The 23,931-nt window shown below is 33.8% G+C and carries 21 protein-coding genes; 14 read left to right on the forward strand and 7 right to left on the reverse strand.

Going from position 1 to position 23,931, the window contains the following annotated elements; translation table 11 throughout:
• Positions 1-40: 40 nt before the first annotated feature.
• Together ACJJVP_RS07055 and ACJJVP_RS07060 are read right to left on the reverse strand one after the other, a co-directional pair.
• Positions 41-1,003 (reverse strand): YheT family hydrolase, encoded by a 963-nt coding sequence (locus ACJJVP_RS07055; RefSeq protein ID WP_405412105.1) that lies wholly within the window; start codon positions 1,001-1,003, stop codon positions 41-43.
• Positions 1,004-1,024: 21 nt separating this feature from the next.
• Positions 1,025-1,999 (reverse strand): NAD(P)H-dependent flavin oxidoreductase, encoded by a 975-nt coding sequence (locus ACJJVP_RS07060; protein ID WP_405412107.1) that lies wholly within the window; start codon positions 1,997-1,999, stop codon positions 1,025-1,027.
• Between the two features lie 122 nt (positions 2,000-2,121).
• Between ACJJVP_RS07060 and ACJJVP_RS07065 the strand changes: the two genes are divergently transcribed.
• Positions 2,122-2,595, forward strand: coding sequence for an acyl-CoA thioesterase (locus tag ACJJVP_RS07065; protein WP_405412109.1), 474 nt, complete (start codon positions 2,122-2,124; stop codon positions 2,593-2,595).
• A 102-nt stretch (positions 2,596-2,697) separates the two neighbouring features.
• On the forward strand, positions 2,698-3,315 hold the full coding sequence (locus ACJJVP_RS07070; RefSeq protein WP_405412111.1) for a GntR family transcriptional regulator: 618 nt from the start codon (positions 2,698-2,700) through the stop codon (positions 3,313-3,315).
• Here ACJJVP_RS07070 and ACJJVP_RS07075 read toward each other — a convergent pair.
• On the reverse strand, positions 3,304-4,215 hold the full coding sequence (locus tag ACJJVP_RS07075; protein WP_405412113.1) for a DMT family transporter: 912 nt from the start codon (positions 4,213-4,215) through the stop codon (positions 3,304-3,306). The genes ACJJVP_RS07070 and ACJJVP_RS07075 overlap by 12 nt on opposite strands.
• Positions 4,212-4,565 carry an arsenate reductase family protein gene (locus ACJJVP_RS07080; protein ID WP_405412115.1) on the reverse strand — a complete coding sequence of 118 codons (354 nt, stop codon included), beginning with the start codon at positions 4,563-4,565 and terminating at the stop codon, positions 4,212-4,214. Before ACJJVP_RS07080 ends, ACJJVP_RS07075 begins: the two co-directional genes overlap by 4 nt.
• A 131-nt stretch (positions 4,566-4,696) precedes the next feature.
• Here ACJJVP_RS07080 and ACJJVP_RS07085 point away from each other — a divergent pair, with 131 nt between their 5' ends.
• Positions 4,697-5,158, forward strand: coding sequence for a DinB family protein (locus tag ACJJVP_RS07085; protein ID WP_405412117.1), 462 nt, complete (start codon positions 4,697-4,699; stop codon positions 5,156-5,158).
• Here the strand turns inward: ACJJVP_RS07085 and ACJJVP_RS07090 are convergent.
• Entirely contained in the window at positions 5,155-5,898 is a 744-nt protein-coding gene (locus tag ACJJVP_RS07090; RefSeq protein ID WP_405412118.1) for a DUF3298 and DUF4163 domain-containing protein, read from the reverse strand. The genes ACJJVP_RS07085 and ACJJVP_RS07090 overlap by 4 nt on opposite strands.
• Positions 5,899-5,981: 83 nt before the next feature.
• Between ACJJVP_RS07090 and ACJJVP_RS07095 the strand changes: the two genes are divergently transcribed.
• From ACJJVP_RS07095 to ACJJVP_RS07110, 4 genes are all read left to right on the forward strand, one after another.
• A complete protein-coding gene (locus tag ACJJVP_RS07095) occupies positions 5,982-7,136 on the forward strand; it encodes a cystathionine gamma-synthase (RefSeq protein ID WP_405412120.1) in 1,155 nt (384 codons plus the stop codon).
• 160 nt (positions 7,137-7,296) lie between these two features.
• Positions 7,297-8,640: an NADP-specific glutamate dehydrogenase gene (gdhA, locus tag ACJJVP_RS07100; protein ID WP_405412121.1), complete on the forward strand. Its 1,344-nt coding sequence runs from the start codon at positions 7,297-7,299 to the stop codon at positions 8,638-8,640.
• A gap of 124 nt (positions 8,641-8,764) precedes the next feature.
• Positions 8,765-9,493 carry a DNA repair protein RecO gene (recO, locus tag ACJJVP_RS07105; RefSeq protein WP_405412124.1) on the forward strand — a complete coding sequence of 243 codons (729 nt, stop codon included), beginning with the start codon at positions 8,765-8,767 and terminating at the stop codon, positions 9,491-9,493.
• Positions 9,486-11,897, forward strand: a complete 2,412-nt coding sequence (locus tag ACJJVP_RS07110; RefSeq protein WP_405412126.1) for a TonB-dependent receptor plug domain-containing protein — start codon at positions 9,486-9,488, stop codon at positions 11,895-11,897. The genes recO and ACJJVP_RS07110 overlap by 8 nt, the downstream gene beginning before the upstream one ends.
• Before the next feature lie 52 nt (positions 11,898-11,949).
• Here ACJJVP_RS07110 and ACJJVP_RS07115 read toward each other — a convergent pair whose 3' ends face one another.
• Positions 11,950-12,354, reverse strand: a complete 405-nt coding sequence (locus ACJJVP_RS07115) for a hypothetical protein (RefSeq protein WP_405412129.1) — start codon at positions 12,352-12,354, stop codon at positions 11,950-11,952.
• Between the two features lie 187 nt (positions 12,355-12,541).
• Here ACJJVP_RS07115 and ileS point away from each other — a divergent pair, with 187 nt between their 5' ends.
• From ileS to ACJJVP_RS07135, 4 genes are read left to right on the forward strand one after another with little or no spacing between them, the layout of a single operon-like run.
• A complete protein-coding gene (ileS, locus tag ACJJVP_RS07120) occupies positions 12,542-15,940 on the forward strand; it encodes an isoleucine--tRNA ligase (RefSeq protein WP_405412131.1) in 3,399 nt (1,132 codons plus the stop codon).
• A gap of 3 nt (positions 15,941-15,943) precedes the next feature.
• A complete protein-coding gene (locus tag ACJJVP_RS07125; protein ID WP_405412133.1) occupies positions 15,944-16,327 on the forward strand; it encodes a TraR/DksA family transcriptional regulator in 384 nt (127 codons plus the stop codon).
• Between the two features lie 40 nt (positions 16,328-16,367).
• Positions 16,368-16,988 (forward strand): hypothetical protein, encoded by a 621-nt coding sequence (locus ACJJVP_RS07130; RefSeq protein WP_405412136.1) that lies wholly within the window; start codon positions 16,368-16,370, stop codon positions 16,986-16,988.
• A gap of 33 nt (positions 16,989-17,021) precedes the next feature.
• Positions 17,022-17,675, forward strand: coding sequence for a lipoprotein signal peptidase (locus ACJJVP_RS07135; RefSeq protein ID WP_405412138.1), 654 nt, complete (start codon positions 17,022-17,024; stop codon positions 17,673-17,675).
• Between the two features lie 6 nt (positions 17,676-17,681).
• On the opposite strand, the gene ACJJVP_RS07140 is transcribed toward ACJJVP_RS07135, so the two are convergent.
• Positions 17,682-18,242 (reverse strand): 5-formyltetrahydrofolate cyclo-ligase, encoded by a 561-nt coding sequence (locus ACJJVP_RS07140; RefSeq protein ID WP_405412141.1) that lies wholly within the window; start codon positions 18,240-18,242, stop codon positions 17,682-17,684.
• A 479-nt stretch (positions 18,243-18,721) separates the two neighbouring features.
• On the opposite strand from ACJJVP_RS07140, the gene uvrC reads away from it, so the two are divergent.
• The 3 genes from uvrC (at position 18,722) to ACJJVP_RS07155 (ending at position 23,924) form a co-directional block, all read left to right on the forward strand.
• The gene (gene uvrC / locus ACJJVP_RS07145) at positions 18,722-20,515 is read left to right on the forward strand and encodes an excinuclease ABC subunit UvrC (RefSeq protein ID WP_405412143.1); all 1,794 of its coding nucleotides are present in this window, start codon (positions 18,722-18,724) and stop codon (positions 20,513-20,515) included.
• Positions 20,493-22,784, forward strand: a complete 2,292-nt coding sequence (locus ACJJVP_RS07150) for a patatin-like phospholipase family protein (protein WP_405412145.1) — start codon at positions 20,493-20,495, stop codon at positions 22,782-22,784. Before uvrC ends, ACJJVP_RS07150 begins: the two co-directional genes overlap by 23 nt.
• A 360-nt stretch (positions 22,785-23,144) precedes the next feature.
• Positions 23,145-23,924: a DUF3108 domain-containing protein gene (locus ACJJVP_RS07155; RefSeq protein WP_405412148.1), complete on the forward strand. Its 780-nt coding sequence runs from the start codon at positions 23,145-23,147 to the stop codon at positions 23,922-23,924.
• Positions 23,925-23,931: the final 7 nt, after the last annotated feature.

The raw sequence follows: 23,931 nt of genomic DNA on the forward strand, positions 1-23,931 counted from the left end.
CCTCGAAGAATTTGTTTAAGTTTGGTTCTGAATGGTAGTTTTAGCTTAAATTCTTTAAAAATTCTAATGTGCGTAGTTCTGTATATGTAATGTTATCCTTTCCGTAGAAACCGACATGACCACCATATTTGGGCATTTCTAGAAAAAGATTATTATGCTGTTTTGCGATTTCAATAGGGTAACATTCAGTACCTAAGAAAGAGTCGTTCAAAGCATTGATTATTAAGGTTGGTACGGTAATATTTTCTAAAAATTGAAGACTACTACTTTTGCTATAATAATCCATTGCGTCTTTAAATCCATGAGCTCTGCTGGTATAAAAATCATCAAAGTCTTTAAGGGTTTTAATATTTTCGATATCGGTATCTAAAATAAGGTCAGGAAACAACTCTTGTTTTGATTTCAGTTTTTTAATTAAATTTCCCTTGAAACGTTTGGCGTATAGCGCGTTCTTAAATTGTAGTAACTGGTGAAGTGAATCTGCCAATTGACAAGGAACTGAAATAGCAACGGCACCATTTATTTCAATAGGCAATTCTCGTTTTTCGCCTAAGTACTTCAGTAGAAGATTACCACCAAGGCTAAAACCATGTAAGTAAATATTCTGATATTCTTTTAATTGTAAAACATGTTCGATTACGGCGTGTAAATCTTCAGTGGCTCCTGAATGATAAGACCTGAATAATTTATTGGCGATGCCGCTACATCCTCTTAAGTTAATGGCACAGACATCATAACCAGATTCGATTAAAACTTTGGCACTCCCTTGAATGTAAGCACGTTTAGAGCTTCCTTCGAGTCCATGAATTATGATAACCAATTTTTTGGAAGCAGATGAAGCATAGCTCCAGTCAGTGTCTAAAAAATCAGAATCGGGTAAGGTAATACGAATGCGAATTTGCTCTAAATTCTTTACTTTTCTAACTATTCCAGAATAAATCGTAGATAAGTGCCCGTTCTTAAAAAACAAAGGTGGATTGTATGAAGAGTCAACTATAGGCATTTATATGTATAAGCTATTTTTTTATTTAGGATAGGTTTCTAGAACTTTAATTTGTTCTTCGATAGCTTCTTTAAATTCAGTTTTTAATTGTGATACTAAATCGCTAACAGAGGTAGAATCTTCAATTAACGCTGAGCCTTGACCTGCAGACCAAATAGTTTTCCAGGCTTTAGCTTCGGTATTCAATTCTTTTCCAAAATCTATTTTAACATCTTTCTTGAGGTCTTCTTCTGTAATACCTGCAGCCTTTAAACTTGCACCAAGAAAGTTGGCGTGTACACCAGAAATAGATGCTGTGTATACCACATCGCTAGCACCTGCATCAATAATCATTTGGCGATATTCAGGTGTAGCTTTACTTTCATCGGTATTAATGAAACGAGTGCCCATGTATGCTAAATCTGCGCCCATTTGTAAGGCAGAAGCAATATCTCTACCGGTACTTATACATCCGGAAAGAAGAATTGTTTTATGAAAAAATTTCTTTATTTCCGCAACCAATGTCATGGGGTTGATCGTACCTGCATGACCACCGGCACCGGCAGCAACAAGGATCAAACCGTCTACACCAGCCTCGGCCGCTTTCTCTGCATGACGTTTTTTGATAATATCGTGAAAAACTAATCCGCCATAACTATGTATAGCATCTACTACTTTAGATACAGCCCCTAAAGAAGTAATAATTAAGGGTACTTTATGTTTAACACATAATTTTATATCAGCCTCTAATCTCGGGTTTGTAGGATGTACAATTAAATTAACACCAAAAGGAGCGGCTTTTTTACCGGTCTCCTGTTCAAACACATTCAAAGCGGTCTTAATTTCAATTAGCCACTCTTCAAAACCTTGACTAGTACGTTGGTTCAATGCAGGGAAAGTACCAACAATTCCATTTTTACAACATTCAATGACCAATTGCGGACCAGAAATTAAAAACATTGGGGCTGCAACCGCAGGTAATGATAAATCTTTAATGAAAGCAGGTTTATTTGACATAATCATATGAATTTGAACGTGATTTATAATTTACGATAAAAAACCGTGTCCTATAGTTCTTAAATTTCAAAACTATGTTATTTTTATGGGGTATTATGCATGCATAAGAAAAAAATATAGATATGTACACTAAGGATTTTGAAATACGATGGAGTGATGTTGATGCAAATCGTCATTTAGCCAACTCTGCATACATTAATTTTATGAGTCATACCCGTATGGCTTTTTTAATGGAGCAAGGTTTTGATCATAGAACTATGGCAGCTCACGAGATAGGACCAGTAGTATTTTATGAGCATGTATATTATTTTAAAGAAGTATTTCCTGGTAAGCCGATTAAAGTATCGTTAGAAGTTATGGGATTAAGTGAAGATGGAAAGTTTTTTGAATTTCACCATAATTTTTACAACCATAAAGGCGAAAATATAGCTCGCTGTGAAATGATGGGGGCATGGATGGATTTAAAGACCAGAAAATTGACAGGTTTATCTAATGATCTACTTGATAAATTCAGTGAATTGGAAAAGGGTGAAAATTTTAAAGTCTTAACAAAGGAAGATTCTAGAAAGTTCTTGAAAATTCCAGTGAATTTATAGGAATTTAAGTGTTAAATAACTTATTTTTAATTCTTTAAGCAGATGATTGAAGCTAGTTTCGCAATTAAATTTTGAATAACCACTAATATTATAAATACTTTTATGGTTAGCCTACCAGAAGAGATATTTCAAGAGACATACGGAAAAGTTAAAAAATTGATCGTAACTAAAAAGTTGATTCCTGGTCAACTTATTACAGAACATAGGCTATCGCATACATTAAATATTAAAGATGATACCATACCTGTTGTTCTATTACAACTGAAGCAAGAGAGTTTATTGGTAGGTGATTTGGACAACGGTCTTTCTGTAAGAGAGTTATTTGACCAAGAAATTTTAGAGATGTTTGAATGTAGAATGGCTATAGAAACTATGACGGTAAAACTTTTTACACGTAATGTATCGCAATCTAAAATAGATGATCTAAGAAATTTACTAGTCCCTTTCGAGAATGGACCAAAGAACGAATATGTATTCTATAAGGTAAATCGTTTCTTTCATGAGTTCATTGCCAAAAACTGTGGTAATAGAACCTTGTACCAACTATTTAAGTCTGCCAAAATATTACCATTTATGGACCTGGTTGGTATAAATAGACCTTTAAATGAAATTATGCAAGAACATATTAATTTAGTATCGGCCATGCATCAACGAGATGAAGTGAAGGCGATTAAAGCAATCGCATTTCATCTAGAAAATTCAAAAAAATCACATACCTAATTGTTTATTACTTGGTTTTTTGGTTTTTTTACTAGAAAGATATACTCCGATTAAAACCAAACAAGCTGCAATAATTTTTACAGTTGTTATAGTGTCTTGCCCGGTAACAACAGCGTAAGAAATACCTATTAATGGTTGTACATATACAAACGCACTTAACGTAGATGCTTTCAATTGTGTAAGGGCGAAAATATTAAAAAGATAGGTGCAAAAAGTAGTACCTAAAATTACAAATCCAATACCAAAATAAGCTTCAAAAGGTAATGTGCTCCATGATATTTCCATGAATTCTTCGTAACCAAAAGGTAGACATATTAGCACGCCTAATGAAAATAACCATTTCATGAAGGTGAACGGATGATACTTACTTATAAGCACTTTAACCAACACTAAGTATGACCCATAAAACATAGAGTTCATAAAAATCAAGAAGTTACCTAGCGGAATATTGGGGGCGTCTTGTCTAATTTCGGCACCAAATAGAATTAGACCTAATGCCCCTAGTAGACCGATGGTAATACCTAGTATTTTTCTTCTAGTAATCTTTTCTTTCAAAATAACGGCAGATAGTATAAGTACAATTATAGGGGAAGTGGTAATTAATACTGCACTATTTATAGGTGTAGATAGTGATAAGCCTTTAAAAAACACCAACATATTCATTGCCATGCCCAATAATGCACAAATAAATAGGCGTTTATAGTCTTTAGGATCTATCCGTTCTTTTGGTCCTAAAGGTGAAATAAACCAAAAGAGAATAGCAGCACCCACAACTCTCAAAATGATAAAACCGAAAGGTTGTACATAATGAGGCATAATTCCTTTGGCTATGGTGTGGTTTAGTCCATAGATAGTGGTTGCGCCCACTGCAGCAAGTATGGCTAAAAGTCTTTTGTTCACGAATGAATTGCCTTTTTAGCGGCTTCTACCACTTTTTTGCTATTGCCAATAAATATTTGGTCATCAACAATAATTACAGGTCTTTTTAAAAAGGTGTATTGTTCTAAAATTAAATTCTTATAGTCCGCTTCTGAAAGTTTTTGTTCTTTTAAATTTCGTTCGCGATATAAAATTGCTCTTTTGCTAAATAAATTTTCATAGCTATTAGAAAGGCTATGCATTTGTTCGAGTTCAGATTTAGTTATAGTTTCCGTCTTAATATCCTGTAATTCAAAATCTGTAAGCGGGTGTAATTCTTTAATAATGCGTTGGCATGTAGAACAAGTACTTAAATGATATATTTTTTTCATGACTTTAATTAGTTAAGTGATATTTTTTTTGGAAGCGGTAAAACAAGATTGTATGATGACTTGATCGTAAATACAAAGAAACCTAAATATCATTAATTGTACTATTTTTACAAAGCTTTAAATGTGAAATTATGATAGAGAATACATATGATGTAATGCTGCAAAATCGCAAAAATCTATATGCGATTTTAACTGATACCTCAAAAGAAAAGCTTCTTCAAATACCAGAAGGTTTTAATAATAATATTTATTGGAACATTGCGCATACCGTTTCAACCCAGCAAGTTCTTATTTATAAGTTTAGTGATTTACAGATGCGTATACCAAATGAATTGGTTGCAAAATTTACAAAAGGAACATTCCCCGACGGAACTGCATCTGATGAAGAAATGATGATAATCGCAGATTTTTTAATTTCTACCGTAGATTGGCTTAAGGAAGATTATGAATCTTCACTTTTTAAATCTTTTAAACAGTATACCACTAGTGCGGGAGTGTCACTTAAAAATATTGATGATGCTATAACATTTAACTTGTTTCACGAAGGTCTTCATAGCGGGCAAATCAATTTGTTGTTAAAACAATTAGCTTAAGGCTTTTGTTGGTGTTTTAAAAAAGAATTTGCTTCTGTGTAAGATATGGTAAGGGTTATTGGACCATCTGCAAAAGAGGCAATTTCATAAGGTTCGTAAAAAAGTAGCAGTCCGTTTTCGGTATAACCTAAATTGTCGGGTAAGTAAAACTGCTCTGTTTCGAACATAAAGCCGGTGTTATTTATAGAGCCTTGTGCGGGTATATTTTCTTGCTTTCTAAAAAGTGTTTCGGCATAAGCTCTAAATTCATCTAAGTTGTTGAACAAATCTTCTTGATATAGCTCCTTGCCGGTAATTTTATCAAAATTTAAAAATCGGTTGGTTCCATAACCATGAGCCCCACCTGTGTAAATATAAGACTCAAGTTTAATGGTAATTATTTGGTTGTTTTCGAAAGTGATGTCTCCTTTTATAGTAGCTTCCCAAGGCATAGATTCTTCAGGAAATTTACCATTAAGTTCTTCATAGTCATTAACAAATGCTTCTTTGGCTTCATTAAGGTTTTGAGCATTGCTTTCCTCGTCAAAATTTAATAAGGCGATAATCTCGCCTGTTAAAGCTGTATTAATTGTTTTGGCCAGTTTTGTATTTTCGGTGGCTTGTGGAATTTCTATTTGTACCGATGTACAATTTTCGCAAGAATCTGTAGCAATAGTTATCGATTCAAAAGAAAGAGAATTCTTGTTGTTACATGCTATGATTAAAAAACAAATAAGTAGGTAGGTAAGCTTAGATTTCATTGAAAGATAGATTTAATGTAAAAATACAGCTTCATTGTAATCCCCAAAAGATAACAATACATTTGTGTGATAAATACTTGAATATGGTTTCTAAAGACATAAGATTTAATACAAAAACCATTCATGGTGGTCAACAACCAGAGGAGGCTTATGGGGCAGTTATGCCACCAATATACCAGACTTCGACTTATGCACAAACTACACCAGGAGGACATAAGGGGTATCAATATTCTAGAAGTGCCAACCCAACCAGAAGAGCTTTAGAAAATTCATTGGCAAGTATTGAAGGGGGAGCATATGGTTTAGCTTTTGGTAGTGGCATTGCGGCAATAGATGCGGTCATTAAATTATTGGCGCCGGGAGATGAAGTAATTTCTACAAATGACCTTTATGGAGGAACTTATAGAATATTCAAAAAGATTTTTGAAAAATTTGGTATTGTTTTTCATTTTGTAGGTATGCAAGGAACAAATGCCGTGCGAAAACAAATAAATTCAAGGACAAAATTAATTTGGGTAGAAACACCAACTAACCCAATGATGAATATTATAGATATTAAAGCGATAGCTGCTTTAACTGTGAATACTGAAATTTTGCTGGCGGTAGATAATACATTTGCTACCCCATATTTACAAAAGCCTTTAGAATTGGGTGCAGATATAGTTATGCATTCTGCTACCAAATATCTTGGTGGTCATAGCGATACCGTTGTTGGTGCTTTGGTAGTTAAGGATAAAGAATTAGCGGATAACCTCTATTTTATACAAAATGCAAGCGGTGCCGTTTGTGGACCTATGGATAGTTTTTTGGTATTAAGAGGAATAAAAACGCTACATGTGCGTATGCAACGCCATTGTGAAAATGGAAAAGCAATAGCAGAATATCTTAAAAACAATCCTAAAATTGAAAAAGTATACTGGCCAGGTTTTGAAGATCATCCTAATCATCTTATCGCCAAGGAACAGATGAAAGATTTTGGGGGTATGATTTCATTTGTGCCTAAAGGAGGTAGTTATGAAGATGCGATTAAGATTGTAGAAAAGTTACAGGTATTTACGTTAGCAGAGTCTTTAGGTGGTGTAGAAAGCTTAGCCGGTCACCCTGCAAGTATGACCCATGCAAGTATTCCAAAAGAAGAACGACTTAGTAGTGGTGTGGTTGATGCTTTGATAAGATTAAGTGTTGGTATTGAAGATGTTGATGATTTAATTAAAGATATAGAACAAGCGATAGGATAATGCCCTAAATGTTAAATTAAATGTAGCAAGTATAGGTAGTTTGTTGTCAAAACAACAATTTTTATCGAATTTTAAAAAAATAAGCAATCAAATTACACAAATAGCATAATTTTGACGTTATATTTTGAAATCAATAATTTAAATAAGTTTAAATAGCTTTATGGAGAATAAAATAAAAGCATTTATGGATGAGGTTATAGCCAGAAATGGACATGAACCAGAATTCATACAAGCGGTGCAAGAAGTTGCAGAAACTGTTATACCTTATATTGCAAAACAAGACATATATAACGGTAAGAACATTCTATTGAGAATGGTTGAGCCAGAGCGCTTAGTTTCTTTTAGAGTGGCTTGGGTTGATGATGATGGTGAAATTCATGTAAATCGTGGATATAGAATACAAATGAACTCTGCTATTGGACCGTATAAAGGTGGTTTGCGTTTTCATCCGACTGTAAATGCAAGTATATTAAAATTCTTAGCTTTTGAGCAAGTATTTAAGAACAGTCTTACAACATTACCTATGGGTGGTGGTAAAGGTGGTTCTGATTTTGATCCAAAAGGAAAATCTGATGATGAGGTAATGCGTTTTTGTCATGCCTTCATGTTAGAATTGAACAGACATATTGGTCCTAATACCGATGTGCCTGCAGGTGATATTGGTGTTGGTGCTCGTGAAATCGGTTTCCTTTTTGGCATGTACAAAAAGATTAGAAATGAGTTTACCGGTGTTTTAACTGGTAAAGGTCTTTCATGGGGTGGTTCTAAAATAAGACCAGAAGCAACAGGGTACGGTACTGTATATTTTGCACAAAGTATGTTGAAGACCAAAAACGAAAGTTTTGATGGTAAGACGGTAGTAATTTCTGGATCAGGAAACGTAGCTCAGTATGCCGCAGAAAAAGCAATTTTATTAGGTGCCAAAGTGGTCACACTTTCAGATTCTAGTGGTTACATCTACGACAAAGATGGCATCAACGATGAAAAGTTAGCTTTTGTAATGGATCTTAAGAATAATAAAAGGGGTCGTATTTCTGAATATGCTGATAAATATCCATCTGCAGAATTTCATGCAGGGAAAACACCTTGGGAAGTAAAATGTGATATTGCATTACCATGTGCTACCCAAAACGAATTGGATCAACAAGATGCTAAAAATCTATTGAAGAACGGTTGTATGTGTGTTGCAGAAGGTGCAAATATGCCTTGTAATACCGATGCTGTTCATGAATTCAATAACGCAAAAATATTGTTTGCACCTGGTAAAGCTTCAAACGCAGGTGGTGTTGCAACATCTGGATTGGAAATGTCTCAGAATTCATTACGAATTAGCTGGACACGTGAAGAGGTAGATGAGCGTTTAAAGGATATTATGGAAGATATTCATGATTCTTGTATTGAATTCGGTAAAGAAGAAGATGGGTTCTGTAACTATGTAAAAGGAGCCAACATTGCTGGTTTCGTTAAGGTTGCAGATGCAATGCTTGCACAAGGCGTAATCTAGAAATTAGATTAGCTAAAGCACATAAATTTATAATGCGAGGTTCTGTAGCACAGCCTCGCATTTTTTTATACCTTTTCATTACCAAAATTCAATCAACTATCTTTGTTGAAACAGATGTCATAATATGCAGGTAACCACAAAGGCAATAGTATTTTCTGCACTAAAATATGGCGATACAAGTCTAATTGTTAAAGCCTTTACAGCATCTGACGGAATTAAATCTTACCTACTACGAGGTGTTTTGTCTTCAAAAAAAGGGAAATTAAAAACTGCATATTTTCAGCCATTAACTCAATTAGAAATTGTTGCCAATCACAAAAACAAGGGAACATTAGAGACACTTAAAGAAGCTAAGGTGTTTTATCATTATCAAACATTATATGCAGACATGGCGAAGAACGCTATGACCTTATTTTTAGCAGAATTATTAGGTAATAGTATACGCGAAGAAGAAAAGAATGAAGATTTGTTCCAATTTTTAGAAGCATCGTTACAATGGTTGGATGTACATAAGGATGTTGCTAATTTTCATCTCCATTTTATGCTGTCATTGACACGTTTTTTAGGTTTTTATCCAGATGTATATCAGATAGATAAGCCTTATTTCGATTTGTTAGAAGGCGAGTTTGCCGCAGTAGAATCATTGAACCCAATTTTAAGAGGTGAAAATATTTATTATTTCAAGACCTTGTTGGGCACAAAATTTGATGCAATGCATACTGTAAAAATGAAAAAAACCAATCGCCACGAATTACTAAAATCCTTAATACTTTATTTTGAATTGCATTTACAAGGTTTTAGGAAACCCAAGTCGCTCGCGGTTTTAAATGAAGTTTTCAATACATATGTGTAAGTATCTATTTTTAACACTTTTTTTATGTTGTTGTCTTGGCAATGCTCAAGAAATTATCGTTTTAGATGCCGATAGTGGAGAAGAGATTTCTAATGTTGCCGTATACAATAAAGATAAATCTAAGATTGCATTATCAAACTTTGATGGAGTTTTTGATGCTTCTGTATTTATGGGTAAAGAGCGCATCACCTTAAAACATATTGGTTATCAAGAATTTAAAACCACAAAAATACAACTGCTAAGGCAAGGAAAAAGGGCTTACTTAATAATGAAGGCTCAACAATTAGATGAGGTGGTTATGTCTGTCTCTAAATGGGAACAACAAAAAAGAGATATTCCGAATAGAATAATATCTATAGACGCAAGGTCAATTTCTTTCTCAACTCCACAAACGGCTGCAGATTTACTTCAAAATAGCGGTAAAGTGTTTGTTCAAAAAAGTCAAATGGGCGGTGGTAGTCCAATGATTCGTGGTTTTGCTACCAACAGGTTGTTGTTATCTGTAGATGGAGTGCGAATGAACAATGCCATATTTAGAGGTGGTAATGTGCAAAATGTTATATCAATTGACCCTTTTACAATTAAGAATACAGAAGTAATTTTTGGTCCGGGTTCGGTTATTTATGGAAGTGATGCCATTGGTGGGGTTATGAATTTTTATACTAAAAAACCTATGTTATCTGATAGTGATAGTCTATTGCTGCGTGGTAATGCTAATTATAGGTTCGCTTCGGCGAATATGGAGAATACGGTACATGCAGATATTAATATAGGTAAAAAAACGTGGTCGTCACTTACAAGTGTTACCTATAATAATTTTCAAGATTTAAGAATGGGTTCTCATGGACCAGATTCTTATTTAAGAAATACATATGTTCAAACTATAAATGGTATAGATGAATTGGTTGAAAATGATTCACCAAAAAAACAAATACCCACTGGTTATGATCAAATTAATTTAATGCAAAAATTTCTATTTAAGCCTAATTCAAAATGGGATTTAAATTTTGGGGCATATTATACAGAAACATCAGACTATTCAAGATATGATCGTTTAATTAGGCCGTCGAGTGATGGTTTGGGTTTGCGCTCTGCTGAATGGGATTATGGCCCACAAAAATGGCTTATGGGTAACGCACAATTACAGAAAAAAGGAAACGGAAAAGTATATGATGGTTTAAAGTTAGGTTTGGCGTATCAGCATTTTGAAGAAAGTAGAATTAATAGAGATTTTCAAGATGAAGTTAGAAACACTACCGAAGAAAAAGTAGATGCACTAAACTTTAATATCGATTTCGAGAATAAGAAGATTGGAGATTTTAAGCTTTATTATGGTAGTGAATATATCTACAATAAGGTAGGGTCGAATGGTTTCGACTTTAATATTAATACTAATGAAAAAACCGATGCGGCTTCCAGATATCCAGATGGTTCTACTTGGCAAAGTTTGGCAGGTTATGTAAACGGGGAATACAAAGCGAAACCTAATTTCACGATTATGTCCGGTTTAAGGTATAGTCATGTTTGGGTAGATGCGGTATTCGATGATACTTTTTATGATTTTCCGTTCGACACTGCTGATTTAAGTACTGGCGCATTAACGGGGAGTATTGGTTTTAGCTGGTTTCCAAGAGCTAATCTGCAAGTCACGTTAAATGGATCTACAGGCTTTAGGGCTCCAAACATAGATGATGTAGGTAAGATTTTTGATTCTGAACCGGGGTCGGTAGTAGTTCCAAATCCAGATTTGGAACCTGAGTATGCATATAATGCAGAGATAGGTATTCAGAGAAATTTAAACGATAAGCTAATTTTAAAAGGAACGGCGTATTACACTTATTTGGTAGATGCTTTGGTCAGAAGAGATTTTAGTTATAACGGCATTTCTGAAATAGAGTATGGTGGCGAGTTAAGTAATGTGCAGGCAATTCAAAATGCGGCAAAAGCTTATGTATATGGTTTTGAGTTTGGGCTAGAGGCTTATTTAACAGAACAATGGTCATTATCATCTAATTTGACATTAACAGAGGGCGTTGAGGAAGAAGATGATGGTTCGGAAACCCCTGCAAGGCATGCTGCACCTACTTTTGGTGATTTTCATATTGTGTGGAAAAATCAAAGACTACGAACAGATTTTTTCTTGAATTATAATGGAGAAATCTCAAATGATGAATTAGCAGTATCAGAGCAAGAGAAGGAATATATATACGCTGTCGATGAAAATGGAAATCCGTTTTCTCCTTCATGGTATACTTTAAATTTTCGTTCTCAATATGATGTAACAAATAGAATTAAAATTACTACTAGCTTAGAGAATTTTACAGACCAACGATATCGAACGTATTCTTCAGGTATCGTAGCGCCTGGTATAAATTTAATTATTGGATTAGGATATAATTTTTAATAAAAAAGACCCGTTATTAACGGGTCTTTAAAATTATAAAAAAAGGTTATTGTTAGTGTTTAACCGCCTTTTCTACATCAGCAGCTTTTTGAGCTGCTTTATCAGCTGCATCATTAGCAGCCTTTTTTACATCATTACCTGCTTCTTTAGCAGCATCCATACCGTCTTGACCTGCTTTTTTAGCGGCGTCCATACCTTCTTTACCAGCTTCTTTAACTGTATCGGCAGCATCTTCAGCGGCATCCATTGCATTTTCGCTTGCTTCTTTTGCAGCATCCATAGCACCTTCGCCAGCTTCTTCTAAGTCTTTACCTGCTTCTTTTAAATCTTCACCAGCATTTTCTAATGCGGCTCCAGCTTCTTCAGTTGCAGATTTTGCTTTATCGGCTGCATCTCTACATGAAACAGACATACTAAGTGCTAAAATTGCTAATGATCCTAAAATTACTTTTTTCATTGTGTAAACGTTAAATGGTTAATTGTTCAGGATAATATACGGATAATTTTAACTTTTGGATGTTTCAGATGTAAATAAATACTTTAATAGGTGATTTATAAGTATTTCAGTATGGTCAATACGCTCCTTTTTGATCAAAATTTTATAATTTTGCAGCCTTTTAAACGCAGTACTAGAAGCATTTTTTATGAAGTTCACAGAATATCAAGGATTGAATTTACCAAAGGTCGCAGAAGAAATACTTGACTACTGGTCAAAGAATGCCATTTTTGAAAAAAGTATATCTACTCGTGAGGGTAAGGATAGTTATGTATTCTATGAAGGTCCGCCATCTGCAAACGGTATGCCGGGTATTCATCATGTAATGGCTAGGACCATAAAAGATATCTTTCCAAGGTATAAAACCATGAAAGGTTTTCAAGTAAAGCGTAAAGCAGGTTGGGATACTCATGGACTTCCTATTGAATTGGGTGTTGAAAAAGAATTGGGTATTACCAAAGAGGATATCGGAGTTAAAATTTCGGTTGAAGAATATAATGCTGCTTGTAAAAAAGCGGTAATGAGATATACCGATGTTTGGAATTCCATGACCGAACAAGTTGGGTATTGGGTAGATATGGAAGATCCGTATATCACCTATAAATCCAAATATATGGAGACGGTATGGTGGTTACTGAAGCAGATATATTCAAAAGATTTAATATATAAAGGCTATACCATACAACCATATTCGCCAAAAGCTGGTACAGGATTAAGTTCACATGAGTTAAATCAGCCAGGTACTTACCAAGATGTTACCGATACTACGGTAACTGCACAGTTTAAGGCTGTAGAAGAAACGTTACCTGAGTTTTTACAGAACGAAGGCACCATATACTTTTTGGCTTGGACGACTACCCCTTGGACTTTACCATCTAATACGGCGTTGACTGTTGGTTCTAAAATAGATTATGTTTTAGTTGAGTCTTATAATCAGTATACATTTGAACCAATGAATGTGGTGCTTGCCAAGAATTTGGTAGGTAAGCAATTCTCAGGTAAATTCACAGAGGTGTCAGGAAAGTCAGAGTTGTTAGAATATAAGTCTGGTGATAAGAAAATTCCTTTTTATGTAGTAAAAGAATTTAAGGGGAAAGATTTATTGGGCATTAGATACGAGCAGTTGTTAGATTACGTACTTCCCTATGAAAATGCAGAAAACGCTTTTAGAATAATTGCAGGTGATTTTGTAACTACAGAAGATGGTACAGGTATTGTTCATACCGCGCCAACTTTTGGTGCAGATGATGCTTCTGTTGCCAAGCAGGCAGTTCCTGAAATTCCGCCAATGTTGGTGTTAGATGAAAATGCAAATTTGGTTCCTTTAGTTGATTTGCAAGGTAAGTTTAGACCAGAGCTAAAAGAGTTTGGTGGTAAGTATGTTAAGAATGAATACTATGATGATGGCGAAGCTCCAGAACGTTCTATAGATGTTGAAATTGCTATTAAATTAAAAGAAGAGAATAAAGCTTTTAAGGTAGAGAAGTATGTGCACAGTTACCCTAACTGTTGGCGTACAGATAAGCCAATATTATATTATCCGTTAGATTCTTGGTTCATTAAAGTAACCGATATAAAGGATAAAATGTTTGAATTGAACCAAACCATAAACTGGAAACCAAAAGCAACAGGTGAAGGTAGATTCGGTAATTGGCTGGCAAATGCAAATGATTGGAATCTTTCTAGATCGCGTTATTGGGGTATTCCACTACCGATCTGGAGAACAGAAGACGGTAAAGAAGAAATTATCATTGGTTCTGTGGCTGAATTAAAGTCAGAAATGGCCAAGGCAATTGAAGCGGGAGTTCTGGAAAAAGATATCTATGCAGACTTCGTAGTAGATGATATGTCTGATGAGAACTATGATATAATAGATTTACATAAAAATATAGTTGATCAAATTACTTTAGTTTCGTCATCGGGGAAACCAATGAAACGTGAGAGTGATCTTATCGATGTTTGGTTCGATAGTGGTTCTATGCCTTACGCTCAATGGCATTACCCGTTTGAAAATAAAGAATTGATAGATGAGGGAAAAACATTTCCTGCGGATTTCATAGCGGAAGGGGTTGATCAAACACGTGGTTGGTTCTATACCTTGCATGCAATTGCAACTATGGTCTTTGATTCTGTAGCGTATAAAAATGTAGTATCTAACGGACTCGTTTTAGATAAGGACGGTAAGAAAATGTCTAAACGTTTAGGCAATGCCGTTGATCCTTTTGAAACAATGAACGAGCATGGGGCCGATGCTACAAGGTGGTATATGATCAGTAATGCTAACCCTTGGGATAACTTAAAGTTTGATACTGAAGGTATAATAGAGGTAAAACGTAAGTTCTTTGGTACTTTATATAATACCTATTCATTTTTTGGATTGTATGCGAATTTGGATGAGTTTACGTATGCTGAAGCAGATGTGCCAATGGCAGAACGTACAGAGATTGACCGTTGGATTCTTTCTGAGTTGAACTCATTGATCAAAACCGTTGATACGGCTTATGATGAATATGAGCCAACACGGGCTGCTAGGGCAATATCTGAATTTGTTCAAGAGAACCTGAGTAACTGGTATGTGCGTTTGTGTAGAAGACGTTTCTGGAAAGGAGAATATGCTACAGATAAAATTGCGGCTTATCAAACTCTTTATACCTGTTTAGATGTAGTAGCTAAACTTTCTGCACCTATTGCACCGTTTTTTATGGACCGTTTATATTTAGATTTAAATAAAGCTACCGTAAAAAATGGTTTTGAAAGTGTGCATTTAGCAAATTTCCCTGTGGCAGATGAGTCCTTGATCGATGAAAGCTTGGAAGTGAAGATGCATAAGGCACAGGTGATATCATCTTTGGTGTTATCTATACGTCAGAAAGAGAAGATAAAAGTGCGTCAACCATTGCAGAAAATTATGATTCCTGTGCTTGATAACAAGGATAGGGAAGAAATTGAAGCGGTTTCAGAATTAATAAAATCTGAAGTTAACGTTAAGGAAATACAACTATTAGATGATGCTTCTGGAATATTGGTAAAACGTATTAAGCCTAATTTCAAGACTTTAGGTCCAAAATTCGGAAAAGAAATGAAGCAGATAGCTCAAGTTGTCAATGGTTTTGGTCAGAATGATATCCAAAAAATTGAGCAGGATGGCGAATTAACAATCCAATTAGAAAATAAAAGTATTACTTTACAGTTGCAGGATGTAGAAATCTCTTCTCAAGATATTGAAGGTTGGATGGTAGCGACCTCTGGTAAATTAACTGTTGCTTTAGATGTAACGATTAATGAGGAGTTGAGAAATGAAGGAATTGCAAGAGAGTTGGTCAATAGAATTCAGAATATTAGAAAAGATTCTGGTTTTGAGGTGACAGATAAAATTGCAATTGAGGTATTGAAGGATGGTTTTGTAGAAGTTGCTGTAAAAAACAATGTAGAGTATATCAAAACAGAAACTTTAACTGCAGAACTAAATTTTGTAGAAAAATTAGAAAAAGGCATAGAAATTGCTTTTGACGAAGTGAACACTAAATTGTTTATTGAAAAACATTAAAAGATGGCAGAAGATTTAAAAGTAAGGTATTCTGACAAAGATTTGGCAGAATTCAAGGTATTGATTGAAGACAAGATAGAAAAGGCGAAAAGCCATTTGGAACTCTTGAAAAGTGCTTATATGAACGATGGTAATAATGGTACCGATGATACATCGCCTACTTTTAAAGCTTTTGAAGAAGGTTCAGAAACAATGAGCAAAGAAGCAAATACACAATTGGCAATTAGACAAGAAAAGTTTATCCGTGATCTTAAAAATGCTATTTTACGTATAGAAAATAAAACTTACGGTATTTGCCGTGTAACGGGTAAATTGATTAATAAGGAACGATTAAAGCTTGTGCCGCACGCTACACTTAGTATTGAAGCTAAAAATATGCAATCATAATTAAAAACGCCTTAAGGGCGTTTTTTTAATAGCTATAATTTTGAAAGCCAAAATATTTTGTTTTCTGCTTGTACTTTGTTCTGGGCTTCAAGCTCAAAAAAAGAGACATAATCAGGTTCTGGCAAGTAATATTGATTTAATTCAAATTGATGCAGCCAATTGTTTTATTGTTGAGGTGAATACGGTGGTTGGCAATGAGATTAATGTAGAGGCGGAAATGGAGGGTGAATACAGTCAAGACTTAGATTTAGAAGTTGTAACTAACGGTACTACATTATTAATTAAGGCTGGTTTCACTCCAAATTTTGAAAACCCAAATGATAAATTAAGTGCTCATAAGGTAATTTCCATTTTGTTAAGATTGACCATGCCTTTACATAAAAAAGTAGAAGTTTTTGGCACCAATTCTAGAGTAAATATAGAAGGGGAGTATAAAGAACTTAATATAACCTTGTCTGACGGGGCTTGCTTGTTGAAGAACGTTCAAGCAAAAGCTAATGTGAAAACTCAAAGCGGAAGTGTAAAGGTAATTTCAAATGCTGCTAATGTTAAAGCTATTAGTAAGTATGGGACCGTGTCAGCTAATCCAATTCCCATTGGTCATTCTACATTTAAAGTACAAACTGTAACCGGAAATATAGATCTCAGTAAAACCGAATAATATTTATATTTTTGCGCTCATTGATAAAAGCTCATGAACATTAAAAAATCTGTCCTATTTATTTTATTGATTTTAATAATTGATCAATGGAGTAAGATATATATTAAAACCCATTTTGTACTCGGTGAATCTGTAGATGTATTTAATTGGTTTAAAATATTATTCATTGAAAACGAAGGTGCCGCTTGGGGTGCTAAGCTTAGTGATGTACTGCCAATTTCAGATAATATTGGAAAACTGGTATTAACCGTTTTTAGGTTATTTGCCATTTTCGGTATAGGTTATTGGCTTTTTGACGTCATTAAGAAAAAAGCTTCAAATACTTTAATATGGGCGGTTTCATTAATATTTGCAGGAGCTTTAGGTAATATATTGGACTCCGTTTTTTACGGTGCTATTTTCAACGAAAGTTATAATGAAGTAGCAACCCTATTTTCTGATGAACCTTATGGCAAAATGTTTTATGGTAAGGTGGTAGATATGTTATATTTTCCAATGGTAGATTCAACTTGGCCAACTTGGATGCCTGTAGTAGGCGGGCAGAATTTTAGATTCTTTGAACCGGTTTTCAATATTGCCGATACCGCAATAAGCACGGGTGTAGGTATATTGTTGGTTTTTAATAAAAGAGCATTTAATAAAGAAGAAGAGCCCTTAACTAAAGAGAATGAGGTCGTACAAAATTAAGAGTACTCAAAAAGAATAAGTTTTATACGGAGTAATACAGAAATCGAGAGGTATATCTGTAGGCTCAATATCCTCTATTTTATTTTCGGCTTCAAAGAACGATAATCCGATTTTTATAATATCACTTCTACATTCGTTAAGAAATCGGTCATAATATCCTTTGCCGTATCCAATTCTATTTCCTGTTTTATCAAAAGCTAAAAGCGGTATAAAAACAACATCTAATTTCTTAGGTTCAATTGTAATACCGTCAACAGGTTCGGGTATGTTTAGGTGGTTGGTGGTAAATTTGGTATTATCGGTCAGTAGGTAATGCTCTAACAAGGTATCTGAAATAATTTTAGGTACGATAACATTTTTGTCTAAACCTAAAAATATTGAAATGATTCCCTCGGTATCTATTTCATGCTTTTGTTCAATAGGTAGAAAAATGTGAAAGTATTCATTGTTCCAAATTGGCATTTGCAACACAGCATTTGCAATAGCAATACTTTTTGAAGAAGATTGAGAACTATCTAGGGAACTTCTTAAATCTAAATATTTTCTACGCAAATTTTTCTTCAACATCGTGAAGTGTTTTTAGCGTATGCTCTTTTTAATTTACTCTTTACCTGCAACAGCAAAAAATACTTTAAAAAATAACATTAAAATAAGGTATGTTCCTAAAGTGATGATATAGCTATCCATATTAATTTATTTGTAAATGAACCAAAAGTTGTTGTTGTTGAGTTAAAAATAGGTAAAATAATCAATACAATCTCTTTGAAATGCACATTTTTCTCGTTGAAATGCACATATTTATAATAAAATTAACATTTTAAGTCATGTTCAGCTCGTTTAAGTCATTTAATTGTTTGATTTTAAACAGATTAACTTTGTGTGTATTTTTGTTAATTATCGATATTATAATTTATAACCATAAATTTTATTTGATAATTATTTAATTATAAAATAATTATCAAATTCACAAAATAATTAGAAGCAATAATTAAGTAATATCATGTAATTAAAGTGGCTATTAAAGCCTAATTTAGTGGTGCTATATTATGACAGAGATTCCTTTAAACATACAGTTAAGTGCATTGCCTACTGGTCCAGGGGTGTATCAATTTTATGATAGTAATGAAGCTATCTTGTATGTAGGTAAAGCAAAGAATTTAAAAAAACGTGTTTCTTCTTATTTTAATAAGAACCATGAGTATGGTAAAACTCGTGTTCTGGTTAAAAAGATTAGAGCTATAAAACATATTGTTGTTCCAACAGAATCAGATGCACTTTTGTTGGAGAATAATTTAATAAAAGAACTTAGACCTAGATATAATGTATTATTAAAGGATGACAAATCGTATCCGTGGCTATGCTTAAAAAATGAACGTTTCCCCAGACTTTTTCCTACTAGAAGGGTGATACGAGACGGATCAGAATATTTTGGACCATATACAAGTATGAAAACTGTAAGGGTACTTTTAGATTTAATTAAAAGTGTTTATCCGTTAAGAACATGTAATTACGATTTGTCAGCTGAAAAAATTAATTCAGGTAAGTATAAGGTTTGTTTGGAGTATCATTTAGGTAATTGTAAAGGGCCATGTGAGGGTTATCAATCAATTACTGAATATGATCGTCAAATAGATGATATTAGGCAAATTGTTAAAGGTAATTTTAAATCTTCCATTACGTATTTTAAAAGCCAGATGAGATCCCTTGCAGCTGAAATGAAGTTCGAAGAAGCTCAAGTAATAAAAGATAAAATAGATGTATTAGAAAACTATCAGGTAAAATCTACCATTGTCAACCCTAAGATTAGTAATGTCGATGTTTTCAGTATTATATCTGATAATGCATTTGCTTATGTTAATTTTCTTCAGTTAGCCCATGGTTCTATTATCAGGTCTCATACCATGGAAATTAAGAAGAAACTTGAAGAAAAAGATACGGATCTTTTAGAGTTGGCTATTGTTGAAATTAGAGAGCGGTTTAAATCTGACTCTAAAGAATTGTTTGTACCTTTTGAAATCGCCGTTTCTCCAGGTTTAAAAATTACTGTTCCTAAATTAGGGGATAAAAAAAGAATTCTAGATTTATCTGAACGAAATGCAAAATTTTTTAGGCAAGAACGATTTAACCAAATTAAAATTATTGACCCTGATCGGCATACGAATAGGATAATGGCGCAAATGAAAAAAGATATACGTTTGTCTGCCGAACCTAGGCATATTGAGTGTTTTGATAATAGTAATATTCAAGGTAGTAATCCTGTAGCGGCATGTGTAGTTTTCAAAAACGGCAAGCCCTCAAAAAAAGAGTATAGACATTATAATATAAAGACAGTTACTGGGCCAGATGATTTTGCGTCTATGGAAGAGGTTGTATATCGTAGATATAAAAGATTGCAAGAAGAAATGCAGCCATTACCTCAATTAATTGTAATTGACGGTGGTAAGGGGCAATTGTCGTCTGCTCTAAAAAGTTTAGACCTTTTGGGTTTAAGAGGTAAAATTGCCATTATTGGTATAGCAAAAAGATTGGAAGAAATTTATTTTCCAGAAGACCCGATACCTTTATATTTAGATAAGAAATCTGAAAGTTTAAAGATTATTCAATATTTAAGAAATGAAGCCCATAGATTCGGTATTACATTTCACAGAAATAAAAGAAGTAAAGGGGCTATCAATTCCGAACTTGAAGGTATTGATGGGATAGGTGAAAAGACTGCGCAACAGTTGTTAAAAACATTCAAATCGGTAAAACGAATTAAAGAGGCTTCGGTAGAAGCTCTAAGTCAAGAAGTTGGTGTGTCAAAAGCAAAAAAGATATATGAGTCTTTTCGTAAAGAATAGTATAAATCGAATAGTTTTTTATTTAGGGATAATTTTATTCACTACTACATCATTGTTAGCTCAAAATGAAGAAGAAAAGAAACGCCCTAAAATAGGTCTGGTCTTAAGTGGTGGTGGTGCAAAAGGTATGGCTCATATCGGTGCTTTAAAAGTTATTGAAGAGGCTGGTGTAGAAATAGATTATATCGGGGGCTCAAGTATGGGTGCCATAGTGGGGGCATTATATGCAGCGGGTTATACGGCGGCGGAATTAGATTCAATATTCAAAGCCACTAATATAGGTTCGTTAATACAAGATAACTTGCCAAGAAGCGCAAAGACTTTTTATGAAAAAGAAGATTCTGAACGATATGCATTGACCTTACCGTTTAAAAACTTCAAGGTTTCTGTTCCACCAGCCTTTTCTGGAGGTCAAAACATTTACAATGAATTTGTAAAGCTTTTGTATCATGTAAAAGATATAGATGATTTTAATAAGTTACCTACGCCGTTCGTGTGTATTGCGACCGATATAGAAACAGGTAAACAGGTGATTTTAAATTCAGGATATTTGCCAGAAGCTATTTTGGCCAGTGGTACTTTACCTTCGCTTTTTGAACCTACAATAATAAATGATAGAGTACTGATTGATGGTGGTGTGGTGAATAATTACCCAATTGATGAGGTTAAGGCAATGGGAGCCGATATTATTATCGGGGTCGATGTGCAGCATGATTTGTCTGATAGGGACGCTCTATTATCTGCTACGGAAATTTTACTGCAAATAAATAATTATAGAACAGTTGCCGATATGGAGTTGAAGTCTATGAAGACCGATATTTATATTAAACCAAAAATAGAAGAGTATTCTGTAATTGATTTTAATAGGTTAAAAGAAATAGTTAAAACAGGTGAAGACGCTGCAAATTTAAAGATTGAAGAACTAAACAAGCTTGCTGTAAATTATACGAAAGATAAAAATTCAATACCTGCTGTTGACGCAGATGATAAGCTAACGGTTAATAGATTGATGATCGATGGCAATACGGATCATACTAGAGGTTATGTCAAAGGTAAGCTTAGGTTTAATTTAGATGAGCCTATAGATTTTAAGAAATTACAACAAGGCATTAGTAATTTATCAGCTACGGGTAATTTTAGAACTATAAAATATAAGCTACTTCACAATTTAGATGGAGGCGAAGATTTAATTCTACCATTAGACGAAATAAGAAATACTTCTTTTTTACGGCTAGGGGCACATTTTGATGATTTATATAAAAGCGCGGCTATCATTAATCTTACAAAGAAGCGGGTAGCTTCGAGAGATGATGTAGCTTCATTAGATATCATTCTAGGAGATAATATCAGATATAATTTTGAGTACTATATAGATAAAGGAACGTATTGGAGCTTTGGTGTTAATTCTAGATTCAATGAGTTTGAGCAAGAGATAAGTTTTGATTTAATAGAAAGTAATTTTGAAGTAAGTTCGGGAACACAATTAAACACGCTTAATCTAAATGTATCCGACTTTACAAATCAATTGTATATTCAAACTGTTGTTAAAGAAGAGTTTGCTTTTACCTTGGGTACAGAATACAAGCATTTAAAATATAGTACCAGAACATTTGGTGATATAACAGATTCGTCTGTATCTGATAATACGACAACTAATACGAGAACTTATTTTGAACGAAGTAATTTTATTAGTGCTTATGGGCAACTAAAGCTAGATACTTATGATGATAAATACTTTCCTTCTAGGGGTTTGTATTTTAATGGGGATATGCATTATTATGTATTGTCATCTGACTATAACAATAATTTTAAAGATTTTTCAGTTTCGAAAGCCCGGTTAGGCATGGCGTTACCGCTAATTAAAAATCTTTCATTGAACGTAGAAACTGAAGGAGGCTTTAAATTAGGCACCTCTAGTGTAACTTCTTTCGATTTTATACTCGGAGGCTATGGTACTGATTTTATAAATAATTTGGTTCCCTTTATAGGTTATGACTTTATTAGTTTGCCAGGAAATAGTTTTGTAAAAGCATCTGCTAGACTAGACTTTGAATTCGCCGAAAAAAATCATTTATTGTTATCGGCCAATTTTGCTAATGTAGACGATGATTTGTTTAGAACGGGAGATTGGTTCAAAGCACCTGCTTATTCGGGTTATGGAATAGGTTGTGGTTGGGAGTCTTTTTTAGGACCGGTAAATCTTATGTATTCGTGGACACCAGAAATAGATAGATCGCAATTCTATGTAAGTATCGGATATTGGTTTTAATAGGTAAAGAAGTAAAACTATCAAGCTTACAATTGCTGAAAACCTTACTTGGTTTCTTAAGAATTTCCCAATAATTATTTATAAGTGTGAATAACTGTTAAGATTATCGTTAAAGTAAGTTAAACCCTGATACTGGTAGAATAATGTGTCTTAAATTTACATCAGCTAAGGGGTGGTTCCCTTACAACTTTAAGTAGTGGTTTTTCATAATTTAAAGTTTGGTTGGTTATTTAGGAAAAGCCCAGTTTTAAGACTGGGCTTTTTTTATACAACAATACTTTGGAATAAATTTTGTTTAAGATAATGTAATGAAGGTGATTGAAGAGTTTCAATTACTATTTTTACATTAAACTACCGAATATGAAAAAAATAATTTTAATCGCCCTTTTCTTTTCATTTTTTGGCGTGCAGGGTCAAGGTTCCCAATCTGCTTTTAAAACAGGGGAATGGTTAAAATTTAGAATGCACTATGGTTTTCTAAACGCAAGTTTTGCCACTTTGCAGGTAAATTCTGCGACTATTAACGATAAGTCTGTATACCATGTGGTAGGTCATGGAGAAACAACAGGGGTAGCAAGTTGGTTTTTTAAGGTCGATGATACTTATGAGAGCTATTTTGATAAACAAGATGGTAAACCATATAGATTTGTTCGTAAAATTGATGAAGGTGGTTATACCAAAGATGTTGAGATAAACTTTGATCATAATACATCTAAAGCAGAACTTAATGATAAGAAAAACAAGAAAAAGCTTAATTTTACATTAGAGAACAATATACAAGATTTAATATCCGCTTTTTATTTTTTAAGGAACAACTATAAAACAGAGGACCTTGAAATAGGAAAAGCTATAACTCTGAAAATGCTTTATGATGATGATGGTATTTTTGACTTTAAACTTAAATATTTAGGAACAGAGGTTTTGAATACAAAATATGGTAAGGTAGAATGCTTAAAATTTAGACCTTTGGTTCAATCTGGTCGTGTTTTCAAAGAGCAGGAAAGTTTATCTTTATGGGTGTCAAATGATGACAATAGAATTCCGATAAGAATTAAAGCAGATTTAGCGGTAGGAGCCATAAAAGCAGATATTGATGGGTATAATGGTCTCAAACATCAGTTTAAAATTATAATGGACTAGACCCTAA

This window comes from Maribacter sp. Asnod1-A12 (genome assembly GCF_045063735.1).
GTDB lineage: Bacteria > Bacteroidota > Bacteroidia > Flavobacteriales > Flavobacteriaceae > Maribacter.

Excerpts from the sequence above, each read along its gene's own strand:
- ACJJVP_RS07055 (WP_405412105.1), bottom strand. The coding sequence starts at position 1,003 with ATGCCTATAGTTGACTCTTCATACAATCCACCTTTGTTTTTTAAGAAC.
- ACJJVP_RS07060 (WP_405412107.1), bottom strand. The coding sequence starts at position 1,999 with ATGTCAAATAAACCTGCTTTCATTAAAGATTTATCATTACCTGCGGTT.
- ACJJVP_RS07065 (WP_405412109.1), top strand. The coding sequence starts at position 2,122 with ATGTACACTAAGGATTTTGAAATACGATGGAGTGATGTTGATGCAAAT.
- ACJJVP_RS07070 (WP_405412111.1), top strand. The coding sequence starts at position 2,698 with ATGGTTAGCCTACCAGAAGAGATATTTCAAGAGACATACGGAAAAGTT.
- ACJJVP_RS07080 (WP_405412115.1), bottom strand. The coding sequence starts at position 4,565 with ATGAAAAAAATATATCATTTAAGTACTTGTTCTACATGCCAACGCATT.
- ACJJVP_RS07085 (WP_405412117.1), top strand. The coding sequence starts at position 4,697 with ATGATAGAGAATACATATGATGTAATGCTGCAAAATCGCAAAAATCTA.
- ACJJVP_RS07090 (WP_405412118.1), bottom strand. The coding sequence starts at position 5,898 with ATGAAATCTAAGCTTACCTACCTACTTATTTGTTTTTTAATCATAGCA.
- ACJJVP_RS07095 (WP_405412120.1), top strand. The coding sequence starts at position 5,982 with ATGGTTTCTAAAGACATAAGATTTAATACAAAAACCATTCATGGTGGT.
- gdhA (WP_405412121.1), top strand. The coding sequence starts at position 7,297 with ATGGAGAATAAAATAAAAGCATTTATGGATGAGGTTATAGCCAGAAAT.
- recO (WP_405412124.1), top strand. The coding sequence starts at position 8,765 with ATGCAGGTAACCACAAAGGCAATAGTATTTTCTGCACTAAAATATGGC.
- ACJJVP_RS07110 (WP_405412126.1), top strand. The coding sequence starts at position 9,486 with ATGTGTAAGTATCTATTTTTAACACTTTTTTTATGTTGTTGTCTTGGC.
- ACJJVP_RS07115 (WP_405412129.1), bottom strand. The coding sequence starts at position 12,354 with ATGAAAAAAGTAATTTTAGGATCATTAGCAATTTTAGCACTTAGTATG.
- ileS (WP_405412131.1), top strand. The coding sequence starts at position 12,542 with ATGAAGTTCACAGAATATCAAGGATTGAATTTACCAAAGGTCGCAGAA.
- ACJJVP_RS07125 (WP_405412133.1), top strand. The coding sequence starts at position 15,944 with ATGGCAGAAGATTTAAAAGTAAGGTATTCTGACAAAGATTTGGCAGAA.
- ACJJVP_RS07135 (WP_405412138.1), top strand. The coding sequence starts at position 17,022 with ATGAACATTAAAAAATCTGTCCTATTTATTTTATTGATTTTAATAATT.
- ACJJVP_RS07140 (WP_405412141.1), bottom strand. The coding sequence starts at position 18,242 with ATGTTGAAGAAAAATTTGCGTAGAAAATATTTAGATTTAAGAAGTTCC.
- uvrC (WP_405412143.1), top strand. The coding sequence starts at position 18,722 with ATGACAGAGATTCCTTTAAACATACAGTTAAGTGCATTGCCTACTGGT.
- ACJJVP_RS07150 (WP_405412145.1), top strand. The coding sequence starts at position 20,493 with ATGAGTCTTTTCGTAAAGAATAGTATAAATCGAATAGTTTTTTATTTA.
- ACJJVP_RS07155 (WP_405412148.1), top strand. The coding sequence starts at position 23,145 with ATGAAAAAAATAATTTTAATCGCCCTTTTCTTTTCATTTTTTGGCGTG.